The sequence below is a fragment of the Amycolatopsis coloradensis genome (assembly GCF_001953865.1).
In the GTDB taxonomy this organism is placed as follows: Bacteria; Actinomycetota; Actinomycetes; order Mycobacteriales; family Pseudonocardiaceae; genus Amycolatopsis; species Amycolatopsis coloradensis.
Map to the genome: position 1 here is coordinate 184766 of NZ_MQUQ01000008.1, position 19121 is coordinate 203886.

18 protein-coding genes are annotated in these 19121 nt (G+C 68.4%); 4 read left to right on the plus strand and 14 right to left on the minus strand.

Going from position 1 to position 19121, the window contains the following annotated elements:
- The 4 genes from BS329_RS44615 to BS329_RS16805 form a co-directional block, all read right to left on the minus strand.
- A partial coding sequence (locus BS329_RS44615; protein WP_244197197.1) for a glycosyltransferase occupies positions 1-491 on the minus strand: 491 nt, incomplete at its 3' end.
- A 313-nt stretch (positions 492-804) separates the two neighbouring features.
- The gene (locus tag BS329_RS16795) at positions 805-1626 is read right to left on the minus strand and encodes a TIGR03084 family metal-binding protein (protein WP_076161780.1); all 822 of its coding nucleotides are present in this window, start codon (positions 1624-1626) and stop codon (positions 805-807) included.
- A gap of 33 nt (positions 1627-1659) precedes the next feature.
- A complete protein-coding gene (locus BS329_RS16800) occupies positions 1660-2967 on the minus strand; it encodes an ATP-grasp domain-containing protein (RefSeq protein ID WP_143253075.1) in 1308 nt (435 codons plus the stop codon).
- A gap of 11 nt (positions 2968-2978) precedes the next feature.
- Positions 2979-3842 carry a phytanoyl-CoA dioxygenase family protein gene (locus BS329_RS16805; RefSeq protein WP_084749840.1) on the minus strand — a complete coding sequence of 288 codons (864 nt, stop codon included), beginning with the start codon at positions 3840-3842 and terminating at the stop codon, positions 2979-2981.
- Between the two features lie 397 nt (positions 3843-4239).
- On the opposite strand from BS329_RS16805, the gene BS329_RS16810 reads away from it, so the two are divergent.
- Positions 4240-5451, plus strand: coding sequence for a glycosyltransferase 87 family protein (locus BS329_RS16810; RefSeq protein ID WP_076161783.1), 1212 nt, complete (start codon positions 4240-4242; stop codon positions 5449-5451).
- A 54-nt stretch (positions 5452-5505) separates the two neighbouring features.
- On the opposite strand, the gene BS329_RS16815 is transcribed toward BS329_RS16810, so the two are convergent.
- Positions 5506-6738: an RNA polymerase sigma factor gene (locus BS329_RS16815; protein ID WP_076161785.1), complete on the minus strand. Its 1233-nt coding sequence runs from the start codon at positions 6736-6738 to the stop codon at positions 5506-5508.
- Positions 6735-7043 (minus strand): YciI family protein, encoded by a 309-nt coding sequence (locus tag BS329_RS16820; RefSeq protein WP_143253076.1) that lies wholly within the window; start codon positions 7041-7043, stop codon positions 6735-6737. The genes BS329_RS16815 and BS329_RS16820 overlap by 4 nt, the downstream gene beginning before the upstream one ends.
- 461 nt (positions 7044-7504) lie before the next feature.
- On the opposite strand from BS329_RS16820, the gene BS329_RS16825 reads away from it, so the two are divergent.
- Together BS329_RS16825 and BS329_RS16830 are read left to right on the plus strand one after the other, a co-directional pair.
- Positions 7505-8443: a cyclase family protein gene (locus tag BS329_RS16825; RefSeq protein ID WP_076161787.1), complete on the plus strand. Its 939-nt coding sequence runs from the start codon at positions 7505-7507 to the stop codon at positions 8441-8443.
- 109 nt (positions 8444-8552) lie between these two features.
- Entirely contained in the window at positions 8553-9713 is a 1161-nt protein-coding gene (locus tag BS329_RS16830; RefSeq protein ID WP_076161789.1) for an epoxide hydrolase family protein, read from the plus strand.
- Positions 9714-9782: 69 nt separating this feature from the next.
- Here BS329_RS16830 and pdxS read toward each other — a convergent pair whose 3' ends face one another.
- Both pdxS and BS329_RS16840 read right to left on the minus strand, forming a co-directional pair.
- Complete coding sequence (gene pdxS, locus BS329_RS16835) at positions 9783-10697, minus strand: pyridoxal 5'-phosphate synthase lyase subunit PdxS (RefSeq protein WP_076161791.1); 915 nt, start codon at positions 10695-10697, stop codon at positions 9783-9785.
- Positions 10698-10887: 190 nt separating this feature from the next.
- The gene (locus BS329_RS16840; protein ID WP_076161793.1) at positions 10888-12306 is read right to left on the minus strand and encodes an FAD-binding oxidoreductase; all 1419 of its coding nucleotides are present in this window, start codon (positions 12304-12306) and stop codon (positions 10888-10890) included.
- A gap of 164 nt (positions 12307-12470) precedes the next feature.
- Between BS329_RS16840 and BS329_RS16845 the strand changes: the two genes are divergently transcribed.
- On the plus strand, positions 12471-14579 hold the full coding sequence (locus BS329_RS16845; protein ID WP_076161795.1) for an elongation factor G-like protein EF-G2: 2109 nt from the start codon (positions 12471-12473) through the stop codon (positions 14577-14579).
- A gap of 204 nt (positions 14580-14783) precedes the next feature.
- Here the strand turns inward: BS329_RS16845 and BS329_RS16850 are convergent, their stop codons facing one another.
- The 6 genes from BS329_RS16850 to BS329_RS16875 all read right to left on the minus strand — a co-directional run bounded on the left by BS329_RS16850 (position 14784) and on the right by BS329_RS16875 (position 19103).
- On the minus strand, positions 14784-15242 hold the full coding sequence (locus tag BS329_RS16850) for an XdhC family protein (protein WP_076161797.1): 459 nt from the start codon (positions 15240-15242) through the stop codon (positions 14784-14786).
- Between the two features lie 13 nt (positions 15243-15255).
- A complete protein-coding gene (locus BS329_RS16855; protein WP_076161799.1) occupies positions 15256-15738 on the minus strand; it encodes an NUDIX hydrolase in 483 nt (160 codons plus the stop codon).
- A complete protein-coding gene (locus tag BS329_RS16860; RefSeq protein ID WP_076161896.1) occupies positions 15735-16880 on the minus strand; it encodes a glycosyltransferase family 4 protein in 1146 nt (381 codons plus the stop codon). Before BS329_RS16860 ends, BS329_RS16855 begins: the two co-directional genes overlap by 4 nt.
- 22 nt (positions 16881-16902) lie before the next feature.
- A complete protein-coding gene (locus BS329_RS16865; protein ID WP_076161801.1) occupies positions 16903-17820 on the minus strand; it encodes a phosphatidylinositol mannoside acyltransferase in 918 nt (305 codons plus the stop codon).
- Complete coding sequence (gene pgsA / locus BS329_RS16870) at positions 17817-18458, minus strand: phosphatidylinositol phosphate synthase (protein WP_076161803.1); 642 nt, start codon at positions 18456-18458, stop codon at positions 17817-17819. The genes BS329_RS16865 and pgsA overlap by 4 nt, the downstream gene beginning before the upstream one ends.
- A 102-nt stretch (positions 18459-18560) precedes the next feature.
- The gene (locus BS329_RS16875; protein ID WP_076161805.1) at positions 18561-19103 is read right to left on the minus strand and encodes a MarR family winged helix-turn-helix transcriptional regulator; all 543 of its coding nucleotides are present in this window, start codon (positions 19101-19103) and stop codon (positions 18561-18563) included.
- Positions 19104-19121: the final 18 nt, after the last annotated feature.

Below are 19121 nucleotides of genomic sequence, written 5' to 3' on the forward strand. Positions count from 1 at the left end.
AGTTCCCGTTTCGGTCCGCGCACCACCCGCGCGCCGCGGGCGAGTCTGCTGCCGATGGCGAGGTCGGAATGCCCGGACAGCAGTGGTGCGACGAGGGGACCGAGTGCGGCCAGATCGGTCGAGAGGTCGACGTCCATGTAGGCCAGCACCGGAGCGTCCGAAGTGGACCAAACAGCGCGAAGCGCGCGGCCTTTCCCCTTTTCATCGAGGTGAAGGACTTCGACGTCGTCGAACTCGCGGCTCAACCGTTCGGCGACGCCCAGCGTGCCGTCGGTACTGCCGTTGTCGGCGATCGTGATCCGAAAAGGGTACGGGAACTGCTCCACGAGGTGGTCGTGCAGTCGCCGGATGCACGGCTCGAGGTCGGTTTCCTCGTTGTAGACCGGGATGACGACGTCGAGAACGGGGGAGCCGGTGGAAGCGATGGCGGGGCGGTGGCCGGGTTCGGCGTGGAAGGCGACAGCGGCTGTCGTGTCACCGGCCTCGACCATCGGGCCGAGGCCGGCTTGCGTCTCGCCTGTGTCGTTCTCTTGTTCCGGCATCGGCTTCCCCGGCTCGGGTCACGGACGGCGGCACCGTCCACAATGGTCTTATCGCCGCTGCCGGGGAAGCAGCGGATCCGTCTGTTCCGGACGTGTTCCCGGAGCCGGGATCCACCGCGGTCACCGGAAGCCCGCCACGCGATCCCGCCCGCGGCCTCGGTACCGGGAGGCACCGAGGCCGCGAGCGGGAGTGCGGCGAACGAGGAGCGTTCAGCCGAGAATGCCGCGGCTGAATCGGTTTCGTCGCTGGAGACGATGACCGTCACGCCTTCCGGTTCGGGCGACGACCTCGCCGGTGTTGCCCCGGTTCGCGCCCTTCTCCCGCCGGGCCGCGGTAGGCCTGCGCGATGTCCAGCCAATGCTCGGCCACGTCACCGCTCGCGGTGACCGCGAGGTCGTCACGATGCCTGCGCCGGGTCACCAGGAGACAGAAGTCCCTCGCCTGACCGGTGATTCGCTGCGGCGCGTCCTCCGGCCCGTACCCCCAGGTCGTCCCGGACGGGCTGGTCAGCTCGAACCTGAACTCGGTCTCCGGCACCGGCAGACCGCGGGAGAGGTAGCCGAAGGTCCAGGTCCGCGCGCCGAACGCGGTCAGGTGACCGAGCAGCAGGTCATCGTGTGCACGGTCGACCCCGAGCGCGTCGGCGATGTCCTGCCCGTGGGCGAACAACTCCATGATCCCGGCACTCGCCAGCACCTGGGCGGGCAACGGGTTCACCAGCCACGGGACGAGCGTGCCGGCCGGTACCGCCTCGAGTGCTTTCGCCGAGCTTTCGCGTTCGAGCCGCCAGCGTTCGAGCAGCACGTCCGCGGGTTCCGCCAGGTACTCGGCGAGCGCGTTCGCCACGTTCTTCGTGAAGTCGTCGTCGAGCTCGGACATGACCGCCACGAACCGGTCGGGGGCCGACCCCGCCAGGCCTGCCATCCGGAAGGTCGCCGTCAGATGGGCGATCTGGTGCGCGATCGTCCAGCCGGGAGCGGGAGTGGGTGACCGCCACTGCTCCGCGTCGAGCCCGGCGACCATCCCGTCCACCGCGTCGCCCTCGGCTCGCAACGCGTCGAACACGTCAGGGGATCCGTTCACATGCCTTTCCTCTCAAGAGATTCGTCTTCGCGGCTAGGACGCGTTCCCCGGAGCGGCGGCCGGGCTGACCGCCTCCCTGATGCCGGCGACGATGCGTTCCGCCTCCTCCGCGGTGGGGGCGGCCGCGATCACCGCGATGATCGGGTCGGGCCAGCCGACACCCCGCACGGTGGTCGGGTACGCACGCACTCCGGAAGCCCACAACCGCTCGAAGACGGGCTTGATGTGCTCGCGGTAGGTCGTCCCTTCCGGGACCGGCACCATGAAGTGCGCGGACAGGGTGAGATCCCGCTCGGCACCCCACTGCCGGAGCAGGCCGCCGGCGTGGGTGGACCCGCTTCGCCTCGCGTTGATCTCCGTCACGTACAGCTTTTCGTCGGCTCCCGCGACGCAGTCCACGCACATCCAGCCCCGGTAGCCCAGATCGCGGGCCGCCGTGCCCAGTTCGTGAGCGACCTGGTCGACACGCTGGGCCCACACGGCGGGCAACGCGTCCTGGCCGACGTTGACACTGCGGAACAGGTGTCCGTCCTCGACCGTCAGCGAGCAAAGCACGACGTCCTCGACGCCGTCTTCGCCGACCAGCACGTCGACGGCGGGGCAGCCGACGTCCCCGGCGTGCTCGATGAACTCCTGGACGACGAGCGGGAAGGTGAAGAACGAGTCCTTGGCCACGGTGTCCAGCGAGCCGCCGCCCTTGACGACGAGGGTTCCGTTCCCCGCGACACCGTGGAGGCTCCGGACGATGGCCCGGCCATAGCGCGCCGTCATCACGCCCACGGCCCCCTCCAGCTCCGTCCAGTTGTCGACGATCAACCCGTCCGACACCAGGACTCCCGGCAGCTGCCGCGCGAGGTCCAGACAGCTCACCTTGGAGTCGAGGTACAGGCTGCTCCAGTAGTGCTCTTCGGTCACCCCGTCGAGTTCGACCGTCAGACCCCAGCCCCGCAGCATCGCGGCCAGCAGGTAGACGTCGGGGGTGGGGCCGGTCATCGTCAAGTTGACCTGGACGCATCCGGACAGGTGCTTGCGCAGTACGGCCTGCGCGGCGCCGTCCTGGAGCAGATCCCGCACGAGCAGCCCCGACCGCGCGTCCGGGGACACCACCGGCGGCGGTTGCAGGCCGAGCGCGGCGTGGACGTCGTCGAACCACTCGGCGTCATAGCCCGCGGGGAGAAGCAGGACCCGCGGATTCGAGCTCCAGAACACCGAATGCTCGCATTCGTAGGTGCCCCCGAACCGGATCACCTCTTCGCGTTGTTCCCCGGTGAGGTGTAGCGCGGGATTTCGCAGAAAGTACTCGGCCTGATTCGGGATAATTAGTTCGATCACTCCCGGCATTGCCAACACCCCTATTTCGAGTCGGAGACGGAGAACAGCGGCTGAAGCGGTGTCGTGTCCGGTTCGGCCAGGAAGGGCGGCCTCGGGTCCGACACGTCACGGGGGACATTGCGGACACCGTTGAACACGTACATCAACATGGCTCGCCGGAACGGCGAGATGTTGGGAGCCGACGCGTGCAGGATGTTCGGGTCGAAGAACAACATCGAGCCTGCCGGTCCCTTCGGGCTGACGAGCCCGTTGGCACGGGCCATCTCCTCCACGACCGAGGTGCCCACCTGGAACTTCTCGTCGGCTGTCAACGTGGCCACCCAGGCAGGCGCGTCTTCGTATCCGAGCGGCATGCCGTCGGCCCCGATCCTGGTGAGCAGACCGCTCCGGTGCGAGGCCTTGACGAAGGTGAGCGGCCCGTTGAACTCGGTCACCTCGTCGAGGAAGATCGCGACGTTGACCAGATCGGGCTTGCGCAACCCATCGCTCTGCAACCAGTAGATGTAGTCCTGATGCCATTCCCACTGATCACCGGCGAAAGGCGCCTTCAGATTGATCTTCGACTGGTGGACGTACACGTCGTCGCCCAGGATCTGCCGTGCGGCGCCGAGCAGCGCGGGCATCCTCGGCACCTCGGCCATGATCGAATCGGTCTGGTGCACCCCGTAGACGGAGCGCACCGTGGTCTCGTCGCGCTCCATGATCCGCCGGGGGCTGTCCTCCGCCAGCAGGTGTGGCACCGCGGCGGTGATCGTGTCGAAAACGGTCTGTGTCAGGTATTCCGGCGGGAGCAGCAGAAAGCCGTCGCGGCGATATCGCTCGATCATCGCGGCGTCCAGCGGCTCGGGCGGAGCACCTGTGAATCCGGTGTCGACGTGAGTCATTGATACGCCTTTCGATCCGATGTCGTACGTTGACACTCGCCATTGAAAGCGGCAGAACACATTTTTCGACCACCCGCGAATAACGCTGATTTCCGACCAGGCCGCCGCTCTTTTTAGTGTGCACCACCACGCGGACGGTGCCACCTTTTGATGTGCCCTGTTCCCGAAACGCCATTTGTTGACGCGAGAACAACGACCTTGTTAACCTTTCCGGCAGCCTGGGGCCGATCCCGCAAAAGACCTCAGAGCGTCGCCACGGCGACTGCGCCATCACTCGCGCGACGCCTTTCATGGATTGGGGTTGGTCATGCCGGAGCACGAGGTCGCCGGTCACGCTTTCGGGAAGGGGCGCGAGAAGTCGCGGAATCGCCTTCTCACCCTAAGTGCCATAGTAGCTGTGTCCGCGGCGATGACCGTGATGCTGGCGACGCTGATCAAACCACTGAGACCATGGTGGATGAACGACTTCGCGGTCTACCACGCCGCCGGGGAGGCGGTGCTGAACGGTCTTTCGATGTACGACATCAAGGCGCATGCCGGCATCGTCGCGGACTCCCAGTTCGCCTATCCGACGTTCGCGGGACTGCTCATCGTGCCTTTCTCCCTGTTCGACCGCGCCGTCGCCGAGGTGCTCTGGAATTTCGTGACGGCGTTGCTGCTCGGCGCCATCCTGTGGATGTCCTTCGGCATGGTCGACGTGGTGAACCGGAAATTGCGCACGATGCTGGTGGTGGCGACGATGGTGCCGTCCTACTTCCTGCTCGACCCGGTACTGGTGAATTTCGATCTCGGGCAGATCAACATGGTGCTGGTGGCGCTGGTCCTCGCCGACTTCTCGCGGTCGATGCCCGACCGATGGCGCGGTTTCGCGATAGGCGTCGCGGCCGGGATCAAGCTCACGCCGTTGATTTTCATGGTGTACCTGATCTGCATCGGCCGACGGCGGGACGCGCTACGAGCCGTACTGGGGACGATATTCACGATCGCCGTCGCGTTCGCGGTGTTGCCCGGGGATTCCCGGCGATACTGGTTCGACGAAATATTCGCCAGTTCCGAGCGTCTGGTGTCCGACTTCCCGGCCTTGGTGAATCACTCGCTGTCCGGATTGTTCTCCCGGCTGTCCGGGACTTCGGCCGTGCTGGGCTGGGTACCGTTGGCCACGGTGCCTGTCGGTCTGCTGGGTCTGGCGGCCGCGATCTGGGCGGCACGGCGGGGGCAGGCCATGGTGGGCATGCTGGTGGTGGGGTTCACGGCCTTGCTGGTCTCGCCGGTGACCTGGCCGCATCACGCCATCTGGCTGGTGCCGGCCTTGGTGTGGCTGACTTTCGCGACCTGGCGCACCGGGAGACTTTTACCGAGGGTGATCGCGGTCGCCGTGGTGGCGCATTCGGCTCTCGCGTTGTACGACGCCGTGCAGCGGATGCAGGGAGACGTGGCCGTGCAGACCACCCCGTCCGGAAACCTGGTCGCGTCCCTCGGTGGTCTGCTGGGGGTGATCGTACTGGGATTGGTGACCCTGCCGGTGTGGCTGCGGCGGTTGCAGCGGCCGGAGTCCTCATTCGACGGTCAGGAATTCCTGCCTTCGAGCAGGCCGATCGGGGTGCCGTAGCAGCGTTCCGGGTGATGGGCGGGCCTGCCGCCCATCACCGCGGGACAGCCATGTTCAGACCGTGACCTCGCTGAGTCGCTTGGCGAGGTAGCGCCGTTCGGTGTCCGTCGGCGCCAGCACGAGAGCCTGGTGGTACGCGGCCGCGGCCTCGCCGCGCCGGTCCATCCGCCGGAGCAGATCGGCGCGGGTGGCGGGCAGGAGGTGGTAGCCGTCCAGCTCCCCCGCCTCCGTCAGCGCGTCCACCAGCGCGAGCCCTTCGGCCGGTCCGTCGGCCATGGCCACCGCCACGGCACGGTTCAGCTCGACCACCGCCGAACGGTTCATGGTCACCAGCTGACCGTAGAGCTGCGCGATCTGCGCCCAGTCGATGGCCGCCGTCTCCGCGGCGGTGGCGTGGCAGGCGGCGATCGCCGCCTGGATCTGGTAGGGACCGGGACTTCCCCTGCGCAGGACGGTCTCGAGGAGTTCGACGCCGCGGGCTATCTTCCCGGTGTCCCACCGGGTCCGGTCCTGCTGTTCCAACGGCACCAGCTCACCGGAGTCGTCCACGCGACCTTCCCGCCGCGCGTCGTGCAGCAGCATGAGCGCGAGCAGGCCGAGAGCCTCCGGTTCGTCGGGCATCAGCTGGCTGAGCGTCGTGGCCAGGTCGATCGCGTCGGCGCAGAGTTGCTGCCGGATCAGTTCCGCACCCGCCGACGCGGCGTAGCCTTCACTGAACAGCAGATACAGCACGGCGAGGACCGCGCCGGTGCGTTCCGGCAACAGATGCGCGGGCGGGACCCGGTAGGGAATCCCCGCGTTGCGGATCTTCTGCTTGGCGCGGACGAGCCGTTTGGTCATCGTCGCTTCACTCACCATGAACGCACTCGCGATCTCGGCGGTGGTCAGGCCGGTGATGACGCGAAGAGTGAGTGCGACCCTGGCCTCCGGCGGCAACGCCGGATGGCAGCAGGTGAAGATCAGCCGCAGCTGGTCGTCCTGGATACCACTGTCGTCGAGATCCATCGGTTCGTCGAACAAGGAACGAATCGCCGCCTCTCGCACCACCGTGGCTTCATTGGCCTTGCGCCGCAACCGATCGAACGCACCGTTCCGCGCGACCGTGGTGAGCCAGGCCCCGGGGCGGCGCGGGACGCCTTCGCGCGGCCAGCGCTCGAGCGCCCGCGCGAAGGCGTCCTGCACACACTCCTCGGCCAGATCCCAGTCACCGGTCAGCCGGATCAAGGTCGCCACGATGCGACCCCGCTCCGCACGGAAGACAGCGGCGATCTCAGCTTCGAAACTCACTCGTGAAGCGGCCGTACCTCGACCGACCCGAAGTGGGCGACAGGATGCGCGGCCGCGATCTCGGTCGCTTCGTCCAGGTCCGCGCACTCGATCAGGTCGTAGCCGGCGATGTGCTCGGCGGTCTCGGCGAACGGCCCGCTGGAGAGCAGGACGTCACCACCGCGGGTCCGGACGGTCGTCGCGTCGCTGATCGGCCGCATCTCCGACCCGTGCAGACGACGGCTGCCCACCTTCTCCAGCCACTGCTCGATGTTCGGCGTGTCCGGGGGCACGTCTACCTCGTCACCGACACAGATAAGGAGCATGTACTTCACAGTCTCTCCGTTCTTCGGGAACATCTCACCACTACGACGAACGGAACCCGCCCGGGAGGACATCCCCGGCCGATTATTTCGCCGGATCCGCCGGATGTCACCTCGACGGGGGCCGGACACCTCGCTCAGGTCACCCACCGTGATCATGAGCCACCCTCCCGGCCGATTCGTCTCGGTCAGCGATCCGGGGATCGCGTGAGCCGCCCCTCGCACGCGCCGCGCTTCCGAGCGGCCGGCGTCCGAAGCAGTCGATACGGACAGTACTCACCAAAATGACCCCCGCCTCCTTACAAAATGCCCATTTGCCCATCGCGGCGCTATTCCCCGGACAATTGCTTGAGCGGCAACGGCACATGACTTAGCCTTGCGTTGCAGCGACTGGCACGTTCCGACGCCGGCTTTCCCTTGACCCCGGAAACCGACCAGTACCTGAATCCCAGCCGGAGGCGGCAATGACGCGACAGCACACACGACTCGAAGACTTCAGGGTCGTCGGTGAGCGGCTCCGAAACTGGGGACGCTGGGGCCCCGAAGACGAACGGGGCACCATTAACTTCATCACCCCGGAGCGGCTGGTGGCCGCCGGACGCCTCATCTGCCGGGGAGCGATCTTCGACCTCGGCATCCCGTTCGACAAGAGCGGCCCACAGGATGGGGCCTTCCGGAGCAACCCCCTGCACATGATGTCGGAAACCGGTGCCGGACAGGACTTCCCCGGTGGCTTCAAGTTCGCGGACGACTACGTCCTCATGCCACTGCAATGCGCCTCACAGTGGGACGCCCTGGCCCACGTTCACTACGACGGCCTGCTGTACAACGGCTTTCCCGCCGACGGAATCACCACGAAGGGCGCCGAGCACTGCTCCATCGACAAGCAGGCCAAAGGGATCGCCGGACGCGGCGTACTTCTCGACATCGCCGCGCTCAAAGGCGTCGACTGGCTGGAAGCGGGAACCGTCATCGAGCCGGAAGACCTCGACGAGGCGTGCGAGAGACAAGGCGGCGTCGAAGTCGGCACGGGCGACATCCTCCTGGTCCGCACCGGCTGGCGCCGGAAGTTCCTCAGCGAAGGCGATCCGGCGGCCTTCATGGCCGGCGAACCCGGTCTCGGGCAAGCGTGCTGCGCTTGGCTGCACGAGCGTGAGGTGGCGGCCGTCGGTTCGGACAACTGGGCGATAGAGGTGCTGCCGGGAGAGTCACCGGACGCGTTCCTCCCCGTGCACCTGATCCTGATCCGCGACATGGGTATGTCTCTCGGGGAAATCCTCGATTTCGAGGAACTCGCCGAGGACTGTCACCGCGACGGGGTATGGGACTTCTTCTTCGCGGCTCCGCCGCTCAAGATCACGCACGCCATAGGGTCGCCGATCAACCCTGTCGTCATAAAATAGGACGGCGAATCCCGGCATTTCTTGATATGCATGCCCAGCCACCTCGATGAGAAGATGAATGGACCGCGACGTCTTTTTCTTTTCAGGGCATCAGCGACATGGAGCCGATATGAAACCTTTCCGCGTCGAAATCCCACAGGCGGACCTGGACGACCTGAACCGCCGGATCAGCACCACACGCTGGCCGGAGAACCTGCCAGGTGAAGGCTGGACCCGGGGTGTGCCGACGGCCTATCTCAAGGAGCTGGCCGAATACTGGCGCACCTCATACGACTGGCGCGCCGCGGAAGCGCGGCTGAACCGATTCCCGCAGTACATCACCGAGATCGACGGAGCGAACGTGCACTTCCTGCACGTGCGATCGCCCGAGCCCGACGCGACACCGCTGCTCGTCACCCACGGCTGGCCCGGCTCCGTCGCCGAGTTCCTCGACGTCATCGAGCCACTGACCGATCCGCGGGCCAACGGCGGCGACCCCGCCGACGCCTTCCACCTGGTCATCCCGTCCATTCCCGGCTACGGGTTCTCCGGCTCGACACCGGGCACGGGCTGGGGCCTCCCCCGGATCGCGGGTGCGTGGGTCGAGTTGATGCGACGGCTCGGGTACGAGCGGTACGTCGCGCAAGGCGGCGACTTCGGTGTCCCGATCTCACTCATGACCGGCATGATGGACGCCGAGCACGTCGCCGGAGTCCACGTCAACATGCTCCCCACCACCCCCAGCGGGGAACCGGGGGAACTCGACGGCCTCAACGAACGCGACCAGGCCCGCCTGGCACAGTCTCGACGTTTCTACGACGACCTGTCGGGAACGATGAAGCTCCACTCGACGCGGCCGAACACCGTCTCCTACGCCCTGACCGACTCGCCTGTCGGGCAACTCGCCTACATCGCCGAGAAGTTCAAGGACTGGACCGATTCGGCGGAAGTGCCCGAGGACGCGGTCGACAAGGACCTGTTGCTGACCATCGTCACGATCTACTGGCTGACGGCGACCGCGGGCTCGTCGGCCCAGACGTACTACGAAAGCGTCGAGCAGCTTCCGATCAACGCGCAGGTCGGCCGTTTCCCGCCGGTGCCCGTCCCGCTCGGAGTGGCGGTGTTCCCCCACGCCGCCTTCGTGGCCATCCGCCGCTTCGCCGAACGCGACTTCCCGTCGATCATCCACTGGACCGAGTACGACCGCGGCGGGCACTACCCCGCGATGGAAGAGCCGGACCTCTTCATCGACGACGTACGGGTCTTCGCCCGAGCACTGAAGAAGGCTTGACAGCACATACGAGAGGCCCCGCGGACAGACAGCCACATCCACGGGGCCTCTCGAGCAACGGAGCCGGCCTTACCAGCCGCGCTCGGAAAGACGGTGAGGCTCGGGGACGTCGTCGACGTTGATGCCGACCATCGCCTCGCCGAGGCCGCGCGAAACCTTCGCGATGACGTCCGGGTCGTCGTAGAACGTGGTGGCCTTGACGATCGCCTCGGCGCGCTGCGCCGGGTTGCCGGACTTGAAGATGCCGGAGCCGACGAACACGCCTTCGGCGCCGAGCTGCATCATCATCGCGGCGTCGGCCGGGGTCGCGATACCGCCCGCGGTGAACAGCACGACGGGGAGCTTGCCCTTCTCCGCGACCTCCTTGACGAGGTCGTACGGCGCCTGGAGTTCCTTCGCCGCAACGTAAAGCTCGTCCTCGGGCAGCGAGGAGAGGCGACGCAGCTCCGCGCGGATCTTGCGCATGTGCGTGGTCGCGTTCGAGACGTCGCCGGTGCCGGCCTCGCCCTTGGAGCGGATCATCGCCGCGCCTTCGTTGATGCGGCGCAGTGCCTCGCCGAGGTTGGTCGCACCGCAGACGAACGGCACGGTGAAGGCCCACTTGTCGATGTGGTTCTCGTAGTCGGCCGGGGTCAGCACCTCGGACTCGTCGATGTAGTCGACGCCGAGCGACTGCAGCAGCTGGGCCTCGACGAAGTGGCCGATGCGGGCCTTCGCCATCACCGGGATCGAGACGGTCTCGATGATGCCGTCGATCAGATCCGGGTCGCTCATCCTGGCGACGCCGCCCTGCGCGCGGATGTCCGCGGGGACCCGCTCGAGCGCCATCACCGCGACGGCACCGGCGTCTTCGGCGATCTTCGCCTGCTCGGCGGTGACCACGTCCATGATCACACCGCCCTTGAGCATCTCCGCCATCCCGCGTTTGACCCGGGCGGTGCCGGTGAGCGAGGTGGTGGCCGTGTTCGTGGAGTCGTCAGACACTGCTGGACCTTTCGGAAAGCGCACGAGGTGGTATGACGCTTCCGAGCGTAGGCCGCTTTTGGACCTCTCAAGCAGGCCAGTTCGCGGCGATTTCAGCAGTCCACTAAGTGATCTAGCCCGCAACTCGTCCTCTGGTTGCGGTAGTTGCACGTGCAACTACCGCAACCAGAGGACGAAACGCGAAGGGGGCCTAGCGCGCCAGGCCTTGATCGAAGGCGAACAGGCCGTCCGGGTCGTACTTCCGCGCCACCCGGCGAAGCCGCGGCAGGCTGTCGCCGTAGTACGCCTTCGCCCAGTCCGGCATCTCCGGGTCGATGTAGTTGACATACCCGGCCTGCCCGAATTCCCGGCCGAGTTCGTCCCTGACCCGGCCGATCGACTGTCGTGCGACCGCCTCGCCGCCGTCCAGCCCACGGGTGATCTGGATGCTGCCCAGCGCGGACCGGTGCGGGAAGCACGACGCGCTCGACGGCACCCTCGCGATCGCGCCGCCGTACGCGTCGACGATCGAGTACAGCCGAGGGTCGCTGGTCAGCAACGACGCCAGCGCGCCGGGATCGCGCACCGGACGGGTCAGCATCCTCGACGTCGAGACGTACTCGCCCCGGACGGCCACCGCGGCGGGGAAATTCACCTCTTCGGCGAGGGCGCGCATGGTGGCGAGGTGCCCCTGTTCGGTCACCACGCGCTTGGTCGGCTGGGTGCCGACCCGGCGGACGAGGTCGTCGAGCAGTGGGTTCACCTGCGCGGCGGACCCCACGAAACAGCCGCCGCAGTTCGCGGCCTGCGACCCGAGGCCCATCCCGGACCACAGTTCGTCCGGCATCGCGGGCAGCCATTCCTGCCAAGCCGCGACGAGGTCGGCGAGCACCGCGGGCGGGAAGGTCAGCTCGAAGTTCGCCAACGTGCGCGCGGCCTCCGTCGTGAAGGTGAACGACGTGACGATGCCGAAGTTGCCGCCGCCACCGCCGCGCAACGCCCACAGCAGGTCCGGCGCGGTCTCCGCCGACACCAAGCGCGGCTCCCCATCCGCGCCGACGAAGCGCACGGACTCGATTCTGTCGCAGGTCAGGCCGTACTTGCGGCCCAGGACGCCGATGCCGCCACCGAGTGCCAGCCCGGCGATGCCGACCGTCGGACAGCTGCCCGCCGGCAGTGCGCGGCCCGCCGCCGCCAAGGCCTCGTACACCTGGCGCAGCATCGCTCCCGCCCCGATCGCCGCCCGGCCGCCAGGCAGGATCTCGACGGTGCTCAGCCGGGAAAGGTCGACGACGAGCCCTTTGTCCACAATGGAGTACCCGGCGTAGCTGTGCCCGCCGGAGCGGGCCGCGATCGGGATCCGGTGCCTTGCCGCGAACTCGACGCAACGCCGGACGTCGTCCTCGTTCGCACATATTGCGACACCGTCGGGCATCCGATGGTCGTAAAGGCTGAAAAACCCGAGCCGCGCTTCGTCGTAGCCGGGGTCACCGGGCCGGAACAGTTCACCCGCCAGGTGCGCGCGCAGCCGCTCCCATGAGCCGCCACCCCCGGGAATCGCCACCGGTGCCGCGGCCAGCGCCGGAACCGCGCCCGCCAGTCGCAGAATCGTCCGCCTGTCGAGCTCCATCGCTCATCCCTCACCGTCGGAATCGCCTCCGGGGGTCCGCCATCGAGCATAGCGGCGGGTCGACATTCGGGGGGTCCCTCGCCGGTCGCCTTGCCGCGACGGCCGTCGCGGGTGTGTGATCGAGGACACACCTGTTCGCGGCGTCGTGTGGTGAGGAGACCGGCATGGCCGACAAACAGAGCAAGAACGGAGACTCCGGGGCCGCCGTCGCTGTGGCCGACCCGGCGAAAGTGCGCAATGTCGTCCTGGTCGGCCCGTCCGGTTCCGGCAAGACGACGCTCGCCGAGGCACTGCTCGCCGCGTCCGGCACGGTGACGCGCGCGGGCTCCGTCGTGGACGGCACCACGGTGTGCGACCACGACCCCGCCGCCGTCCGGCAACAGCGGTCGGTCGGCCTCTCGGTCGCGCCGGTGCTGCACCAGGACCACAAGATCAACCTCATCGACACCCCCGGGTACGCCGATTTCGTCGGCGAACTTCGGGCCGGGCTCCGTGCCGCGGACGCGGCGCTGTTCGTGGTCTGCGCGGCGGAGGGCGTCGACGCGGCCACGATCGCGGTCTGGGAGGAATGCGCGGCCGTCGGGATGCCGAGGGCGGTCGTCGTCTCCCGGCTCGACCACCACCGCGCCGATCCCGCAGGCGAGATCGCGGCCTGCCAGGCGGCTTTCGGCACCGGCGTCCTGCCGCTCTACCTGCCCGCTCGCGACGGGCTCGTCGGGCTCATCACCCGCCGCTACTTCGACTATTCGGCGGGTTTCCCTCCCGCCGTCGGCGAGCCGGACGGGGACGAACTCGCCCGGATGACCGAGGCCCGCAACGAACTGATCGAAGGGGTCATCGCCGAGAGCGAGGACGAGTCCCTGATGGACCGGTACCTCGCCGGTGAGGAGATCCCCGAGGACACCCTGATCGCCGATCTCGAGACCGCCGTCGCCCGCGGCTCCTTCCATCCGGTGATCCCGGTGTGCGCGACGACCGGTGTCGGGCTGGCCGAGGTCCTCGACGGGATCGTGCGCGCCTTCCCGTCGCCACTGGAGCACGTCCCGCCGGAGGTCACCTCACCCACCGGTGAGCCGCACACGCGTCTCCACGCCGATCCCGACGGCCCCCTGGCGGCCGAGGTGGTCCGGACCGCGGTCGATTCCTACGTCGGCCGGGTGTCGCTGGTGCGGGTGTTCTCCGGGACGCTTCGCCCGGAACGCCCGGTGCACGTCTCGGGTCACGGCCTCGCCGAACGCGGGCACGAGGATCACGACGCCGACGAGCGGGTCGCGCATCTGTACTCGCCGCTCGGCGCGAACCTGCGCGAAGTCCCGTACTGCGTCGCGGGTGATCTCTGCGCGCTCACCAAGGTGGGCTCGGCGGAAACGGGCGACACCGTCTCCTCGCCCGAAGACCCGCTGATCATGAAACCGTGGACGATGCCGGAACCGCTGCTGCCGGTCGCCGTCATCGCGAAGACCCGCAGCGACGAGGACACGCTGGCGCGCAACCTTTCCCGGCTTGTCGCCGGCGACCCGACGCTGCGGCTGGACCGCAACGCCGAGACCAACCAGCTCGTGCTGTGGTGCATGGGCGAGGCGCACGCCGACGTCGTGCTGTCGCGGCTGCGCGCGGGAGGCGCCGACGTGGACACCGAACCCGTCCGCATCAGCCTGCGGTCGACCTTCGCCGGGCCGGGCCGCGGTCACGGGCGGCACGTCAAGCAATCCGGCGGGCACGGCCAGTTCGCCGTCTGCGACATCGAGGTCCAGCCGCTGCCGAGGGGTTCGGGGTTCGAGTTCGTGGACAAGGTCGTCGGCGGTTCGGTGCCGCACCAGTTCATCCCGAGTGTCGAAAAGGGCGTGCGGGCCCAAGCCCAGCGAGGGCTGGTCGACGGCCATCCACTGATCGACATCCGGGTGACCCTCGTCGACGGCAAGGCGCACAGCGTCGACTCGTCGGACGCCGCGTTCCAGACCGCGGGCGCGCTGGCGCTGAAGGAGGCGGCCGGGGCGGGGAAGATCGCCTTGCTCGAACCACTCGAAGAGGTGGCGGTGCGGCTTCCGGACGAGCACCTGGGCACCGTCCTGGGTGATCTCTCGTCCCGGCGTGGCCGCGTTCTGGGCACCGAATCGGGTGAAGGCGGCCGCACGGTGATCCGCGCCGAAGTGCCCGCCGCGGAACTACTGCGCTACGCGATCGACCTGCGTTCGCTGACGTCGGGCACGGCGACGTTCACGCGCAAGCACGCCCGGTTCGAACCGATGCCGGAAGGAGCGGTCGCACTCTAGATGAGTGATTCCGTGGAGATCGTGTGAAGTGCGATCGCGCGACGATCCGTCTCGGACGCGTGTTTGCCCTGGTCGGACAGGCGCTCAGGAGGACAGCGACAGAACCTGGACGGGCCTTGACGTACGGCCGCCAACAGGACGATTCGAAAAGCGTCCTCCACAGACGGTCACAGAGCTTTACATGATTTTCCCGGAAGCAACCGCCTAGAACTCGAAGCCGCCTGGGCGCCCGTTCCGGTCGGCCAGCAGACCGGCCAGCGTGGCGATGGCGATCTCCGGCGGCGTGCGTGAGCCGATGTTCAGCCCGACCGGGCGATGCACCCGCGCGATCTCGGCGTCCGGAACGTCCAGCGCCTTGAGCGCGACGACATGCGGACCGGCGTGGCGCGGATTGCCCAGCACGCCGACCCACCGGGCCGGGCGGTCCAGCACGGCCTTGAGCACCTCGCCGAGTTCGAGCCGGTCGTGATCGGTGACGACCACGTCGGCGTCCGCTCCGAGTCCCGGCACCGTCGAGACGGCCTCGATGCCGTTTTCGACGTCTGTCGCCCGCGCGCCGTCCGGCTCGACCAACACCGTCGTGTAGCCGAGATCCTTGCCGTAGCGCAGAAGGAACGACGCGACCGGCGTCGCGAACACCGCGACCAGCATCCGCTCGCTCATGAATTTCGTCCTCCTATAGGTCGGGCTCGGCGATTTCGAAGTACTCCGGAAGCCGGGCGGTACCGGCGAGGCCGAAATACCGGACCTTTCGGCGACGGCGCAGATGCAGCGTGTCACGGACGGCGTCGTTGTGCACGCGCCGCGCGATGACGACGCGGTGCTCGGCATCGTTCAGTTCCTCGGCCAAGGGGCGCGGCAACGCCGTCCGGTCGATCTGCGCCAGCCGCAACGTCAGTTCACTCTCCTCGGCTTCGCGATCCGGGCGCTCGGCGTGTTCGGCCCGTTCGGCCAGCGCGCGCAGTGCTTCGTCCGCCAGGATCACCGCGGCCGCCCTGGCGACGACGGCGCGGCGGGCGAGTGCGGCGTCGAGAGCCGCCCAGCCCGCGTCCGTGCGGACGTGCAGCCGGTCCAGCCGGTTCGCCGTCGCGAGGAGGAACAGCCCGCCGAGCACCACGATCGCGGCCAGCAGGCCGCCGATCCACACCCAGGTCGTCATCGGCTGAACTCGCGTTCGCCCGCGCCGACCCGCCGGGGATCGGCGGCGATCGCCGTCTCGTACACCCGCAGGACCTGTGTGGTGACGACGGACCAGTCGAACATCGCGACCCGCTCCCCGGCGGCCGCCGCCAGCGACGCCCGCCGGGCCGGATCGCCGAGCAGCTCACGCAACCCGTCGGCCAGCGCCCCCGCGTCGCCGGTTTCGGTCAGCATCCCGGCCTTGCCGTCGTCGAGGACCCGGCGGAACGAATCCAGTCCGCTCGCCAGCACCGGGGTGCCCGCCGCCATCGCCTCGGTGAGGATCATCCCGAAACTCTCACCGCCGGTGTTGGGCGCGCAGTAGACGTCGACGCTGCGCAGCACCCGCGCCTTCGTCTCGTCGTCGACCTGACCGAGCAGGTCGACATGCGACGCCAGTTCCGGCCCGGCGTCGCGCCGGAGCTGGTCGGCGTCGCCGCGGCCGACGACCAGCATCCGCAGGTCCTCGAACTCCGGCAGCAGGATCCGCAACGCCTCCAGCAGCACGCCCATCCCCTTGCGGGGCTCGGTGTACCGCCCGACGAACCCGACCGTGCCGCCCGCCCGCGGGTAGCCGTCCAGTGGGAGCGCGCGGGAGAAGAAGTCGACGTCGACGCCGTTGGGCACCTCGACCGCGTCACCGCCGGCGTGTTCGACCTGGACCCGGCGGGCCAGCGCCGACACCGCGATCCGCGCGGTGATCTTCTCCAGCAGCGGCCGCAGCACCGGCTGGAACGCCGCCAGGGTGCGCGAACGCGTGGTCGCGGTGTGGAAGGTCGCCACGATCGGGCCGTCCGCGACCTTCAGCGCCAGCAGGGAAAGACTCGGCGCGGCGGGTTCGTGCAGGTGCAGGACGTCGAACTCGCCGTCGCGGATCCACCGCCGCACCCTGGCATAGGACACCGGGCCGAACTGGAGCCGCGCGACCGAGCCGTTGTACGGGATGCCGAGCGCCTTCCCGGCGGGGACGACGAAGTCCGGGACGTCGGAGTCCTCGTCCGCGGGCGCGAGCACCGAGACCTCGTGTCCGCGCGCGAGGAGCGCCTTCGCGAGATCGATGACATGCCCCTGCACACCGCCCGGCACGTCGAACGAGTACGGGCAGACGATCCCGATCTTCATGACCCGCGCCTGAGCCATCGGCTCAACTCGTTTCGCCGAGTTCGGCCTGTTCCCCGGCGTCGAAATCGGAGAGCCAGAACTTCTGCAGCATGTGCCAGTCCGCCGGATGCGCGGCGATGTCACCGGCGAAGATGTCCGCCAGCGCCTGGGTGGCCGCCGGGACCTCGGACCGGTTCGTGACCCTGATCCGCGGGTGCAGCCGGATTTGCCAGCCGTCCTCGGTGAACCAGCAGCCCGCCGGGATCAGCGCGGCACCGGTGGTGGCGGCCAGCCGGGCCGGGCCGCCGGGCATCCGGGTCTGCTCGCCGAAGAATTTGACCGGTACCCCGGACTTCGTCAGGTCCCTGTCCCCCACCAGGCAGATCGCCTTGTTCTCCCGCAGCCGCTTGAGCAGCACGCGCATCGCGGAACTGTCCCCGGTCAGCGGCACGATCTCGAAACCGAGGGATTCCCGATAGGACACGAACCGCTGGTACAGCGATTCGGGCTTCAGCCGCTCCGCGACCGTGGTGAAGCCGCCGAGGTAGTCCGCGAGCCAGACACCCGCCGCGTCCCAGTTCCCGCTGTGCGGCAGCGCCATCACGGCACCGTTGCCCTCGGCGAGGGCGGCGTCGAGGTTCTCGACGCCGGTGATCGACTGGGCGACCTTGCGGCTGACCTCCTTGTGGTCCATCGAAGGCAGCCGGAACATCTCGTGCCAGTACCGGGCGTAGGACCGCATCGCGCGGCGGGTCAGTTCGTCGAGTTCGACACCGTCGGCCTGCGGCACGACCCTGGCGAGATTGCTCCGGAGCTGGCGCACCCCGCCGCCGTCCCGCCGGACCGCGAGATCGGCGCCGAGCCCGAAGGTCATCGAGCCGACCTGCTCCGGCAGCCAGCGCGCGAGCCGCCAGCCCGCCGCGTAACCGAAGTCGCCGAGCCGCTGGGAGAACCCGCTCATGACCCGCCTTCCGTGGCGGGTGGCCCGGCCGCCTTGGCGGCCCTCGCCGCCTTGGCCACCGCGGCGGTCCGCTGCAGGAGGGTGATTATCGAAAGCACCGCGAGCAGCCAGAGGGTGATGTCCACGGTGTACGGAACGCCCAGACCGTGCAGTCCGGTTCCCACCAGGGCGATGATCAGCCGTTCCGCACGTTCGACGAGCCCGCCGTCCGCCTCCAGTCCGGAAGCCTCGGCGCGGGCCTTGACGTACGAGATGACCTGCGCGAGCACCAGGCAGATCAGCGCGGCGGCCGCGGCGGGACGGTTGTCGTCGTGGACGAAGCACCACCACGCGATCGCGGCGAACAACGCGCCGTCGACCAGTCTGTCGCAAGTCGCGTCGAGGACGGCTCCGAACGCCGTGCCGTACCCGCGGGCGCGGGCCATCGCGCCGTCGAGCAGGTCCAGCATCGCGAAGCCCCAGACGGTGAAGGTGCCCCACAGCAGCATGTCGTTGGGGAAGAACGCGAGCGCGCAGAGCACCGCCCCGGCCGTGCCGATGACGGTCATCGCGTTCGGGGTCAGACCGGCGCGGACGAGCACCTTCCCCATCGGGTCGGTGACGCGGGAAACGGAGGCGCGCGCGAAAATGTTGAGCATCGGTTCTTCAGGTGCACCTAAGCAGCAGGGTCGGATGGTGCCCGAAGCCTATCCACCCGCACCGACACCCGTCGTCGCGCCCGCCCCTGGACCGGCTTCCGCTCAGTCCGCTTTGGCCAGTTCGGCCGACTCTTCGATGTCGGCGAGAGCGTCTTCCCGCAAGGCGAGTTCCGCCTCCGCGGCGGCGCATTTCGGCGACAGCCGCTCCAGCACGGCCGCGCTGATCTCCCCGAGCGCCTTCACCTGATCGGGGGTCAGCGGGTCGAAGAGGCTCTCCCGGACGGCCTCGACATGGCCTGGCGCGGCCTTCTCCAGCGCGGCGAAACCTTCGGCGGTGAGCACCGCCCAGGAACCGCGTTTGTCGGTGGGGCAGGACTCACGGCGTACCCAGCCGTTCGCCTCCAGCCGCGCGACCGCGTGCGAAAGCCTGCTGCGCGACGCCTTGCGCGCGCTGGCGAGTTCACTCATCCGCAGCTGACGGCCCGGCGCCTCCGACAGGGCGACGAGTACTTCGTAATAGGTGTGGGGCATGCCCGCCTCGTGCTGGAGCTGACCCTCCAGATGCGCTTGCAGCATCTGCGTGGCGGCGGAGAAGGCGCGCCAGACTTCTTGCTCCTCGTCGGAGAGCCATCGGGGTTCGGACATGCAGTCCATACTACCCCT

Bases quoted from the DNA above. Each gene is read 5' to 3' on its own strand.
- BS329_RS16855 (WP_076161799.1), bottom strand. From the start codon at position 15,738: ATGACGACCTGGGTGTGGATCGGCGGCCTGCTGGCCGCGATCGTGGTG.
- BS329_RS16850 (WP_076161797.1), bottom strand. From the start codon at position 15,242: ATGAGCGAGCGGATGCTGGTCGCGGTGTTCGCGACGCCGGTCGCGTCG.
- BS329_RS16840 (WP_076161793.1), bottom strand. From the start codon at position 12,306: ATGGAGCTCGACAGGCGGACGATTCTGCGACTGGCGGGCGCGGTTCCG.
- BS329_RS16820 (WP_143253076.1), bottom strand. From the start codon at position 7,043: ATGCTCCTTATCTGTGTCGGTGACGAGGTAGACGTGCCCCCGGACACG.
- BS329_RS16830 (WP_076161789.1), top strand. From the start codon at position 8,553: ATGAAACCTTTCCGCGTCGAAATCCCACAGGCGGACCTGGACGACCTG.
- BS329_RS16825 (WP_076161787.1), top strand. From the start codon at position 7,505: ATGACGCGACAGCACACACGACTCGAAGACTTCAGGGTCGTCGGTGAG.
- BS329_RS16865 (WP_076161801.1), bottom strand. From the start codon at position 17,820: ATGAGCGGGTTCTCCCAGCGGCTCGGCGACTTCGGTTACGCGGCGGGC.
- pgsA (WP_076161803.1), bottom strand. From the start codon at position 18,458: ATGCTCAACATTTTCGCGCGCGCCTCCGTTTCCCGCGTCACCGACCCG.
- BS329_RS16875 (WP_076161805.1), bottom strand. From the start codon at position 19,103: ATGTCCGAACCCCGATGGCTCTCCGACGAGGAGCAAGAAGTCTGGCGC.
- BS329_RS16800 (WP_143253075.1), bottom strand. From the start codon at position 2,967: ATGCCGGGAGTGATCGAACTAATTATCCCGAATCAGGCCGAGTACTTT.
- BS329_RS16860 (WP_076161896.1), bottom strand. From the start codon at position 16,880: ATGAAGATCGGGATCGTCTGCCCGTACTCGTTCGACGTGCCGGGCGGT.
- BS329_RS16845 (WP_076161795.1), top strand. From the start codon at position 12,471: ATGGCCGACAAACAGAGCAAGAACGGAGACTCCGGGGCCGCCGTCGCT.
- BS329_RS16805 (WP_084749840.1), bottom strand. From the start codon at position 3,842: ATGACTCACGTCGACACCGGATTCACAGGTGCTCCGCCCGAGCCGCTG.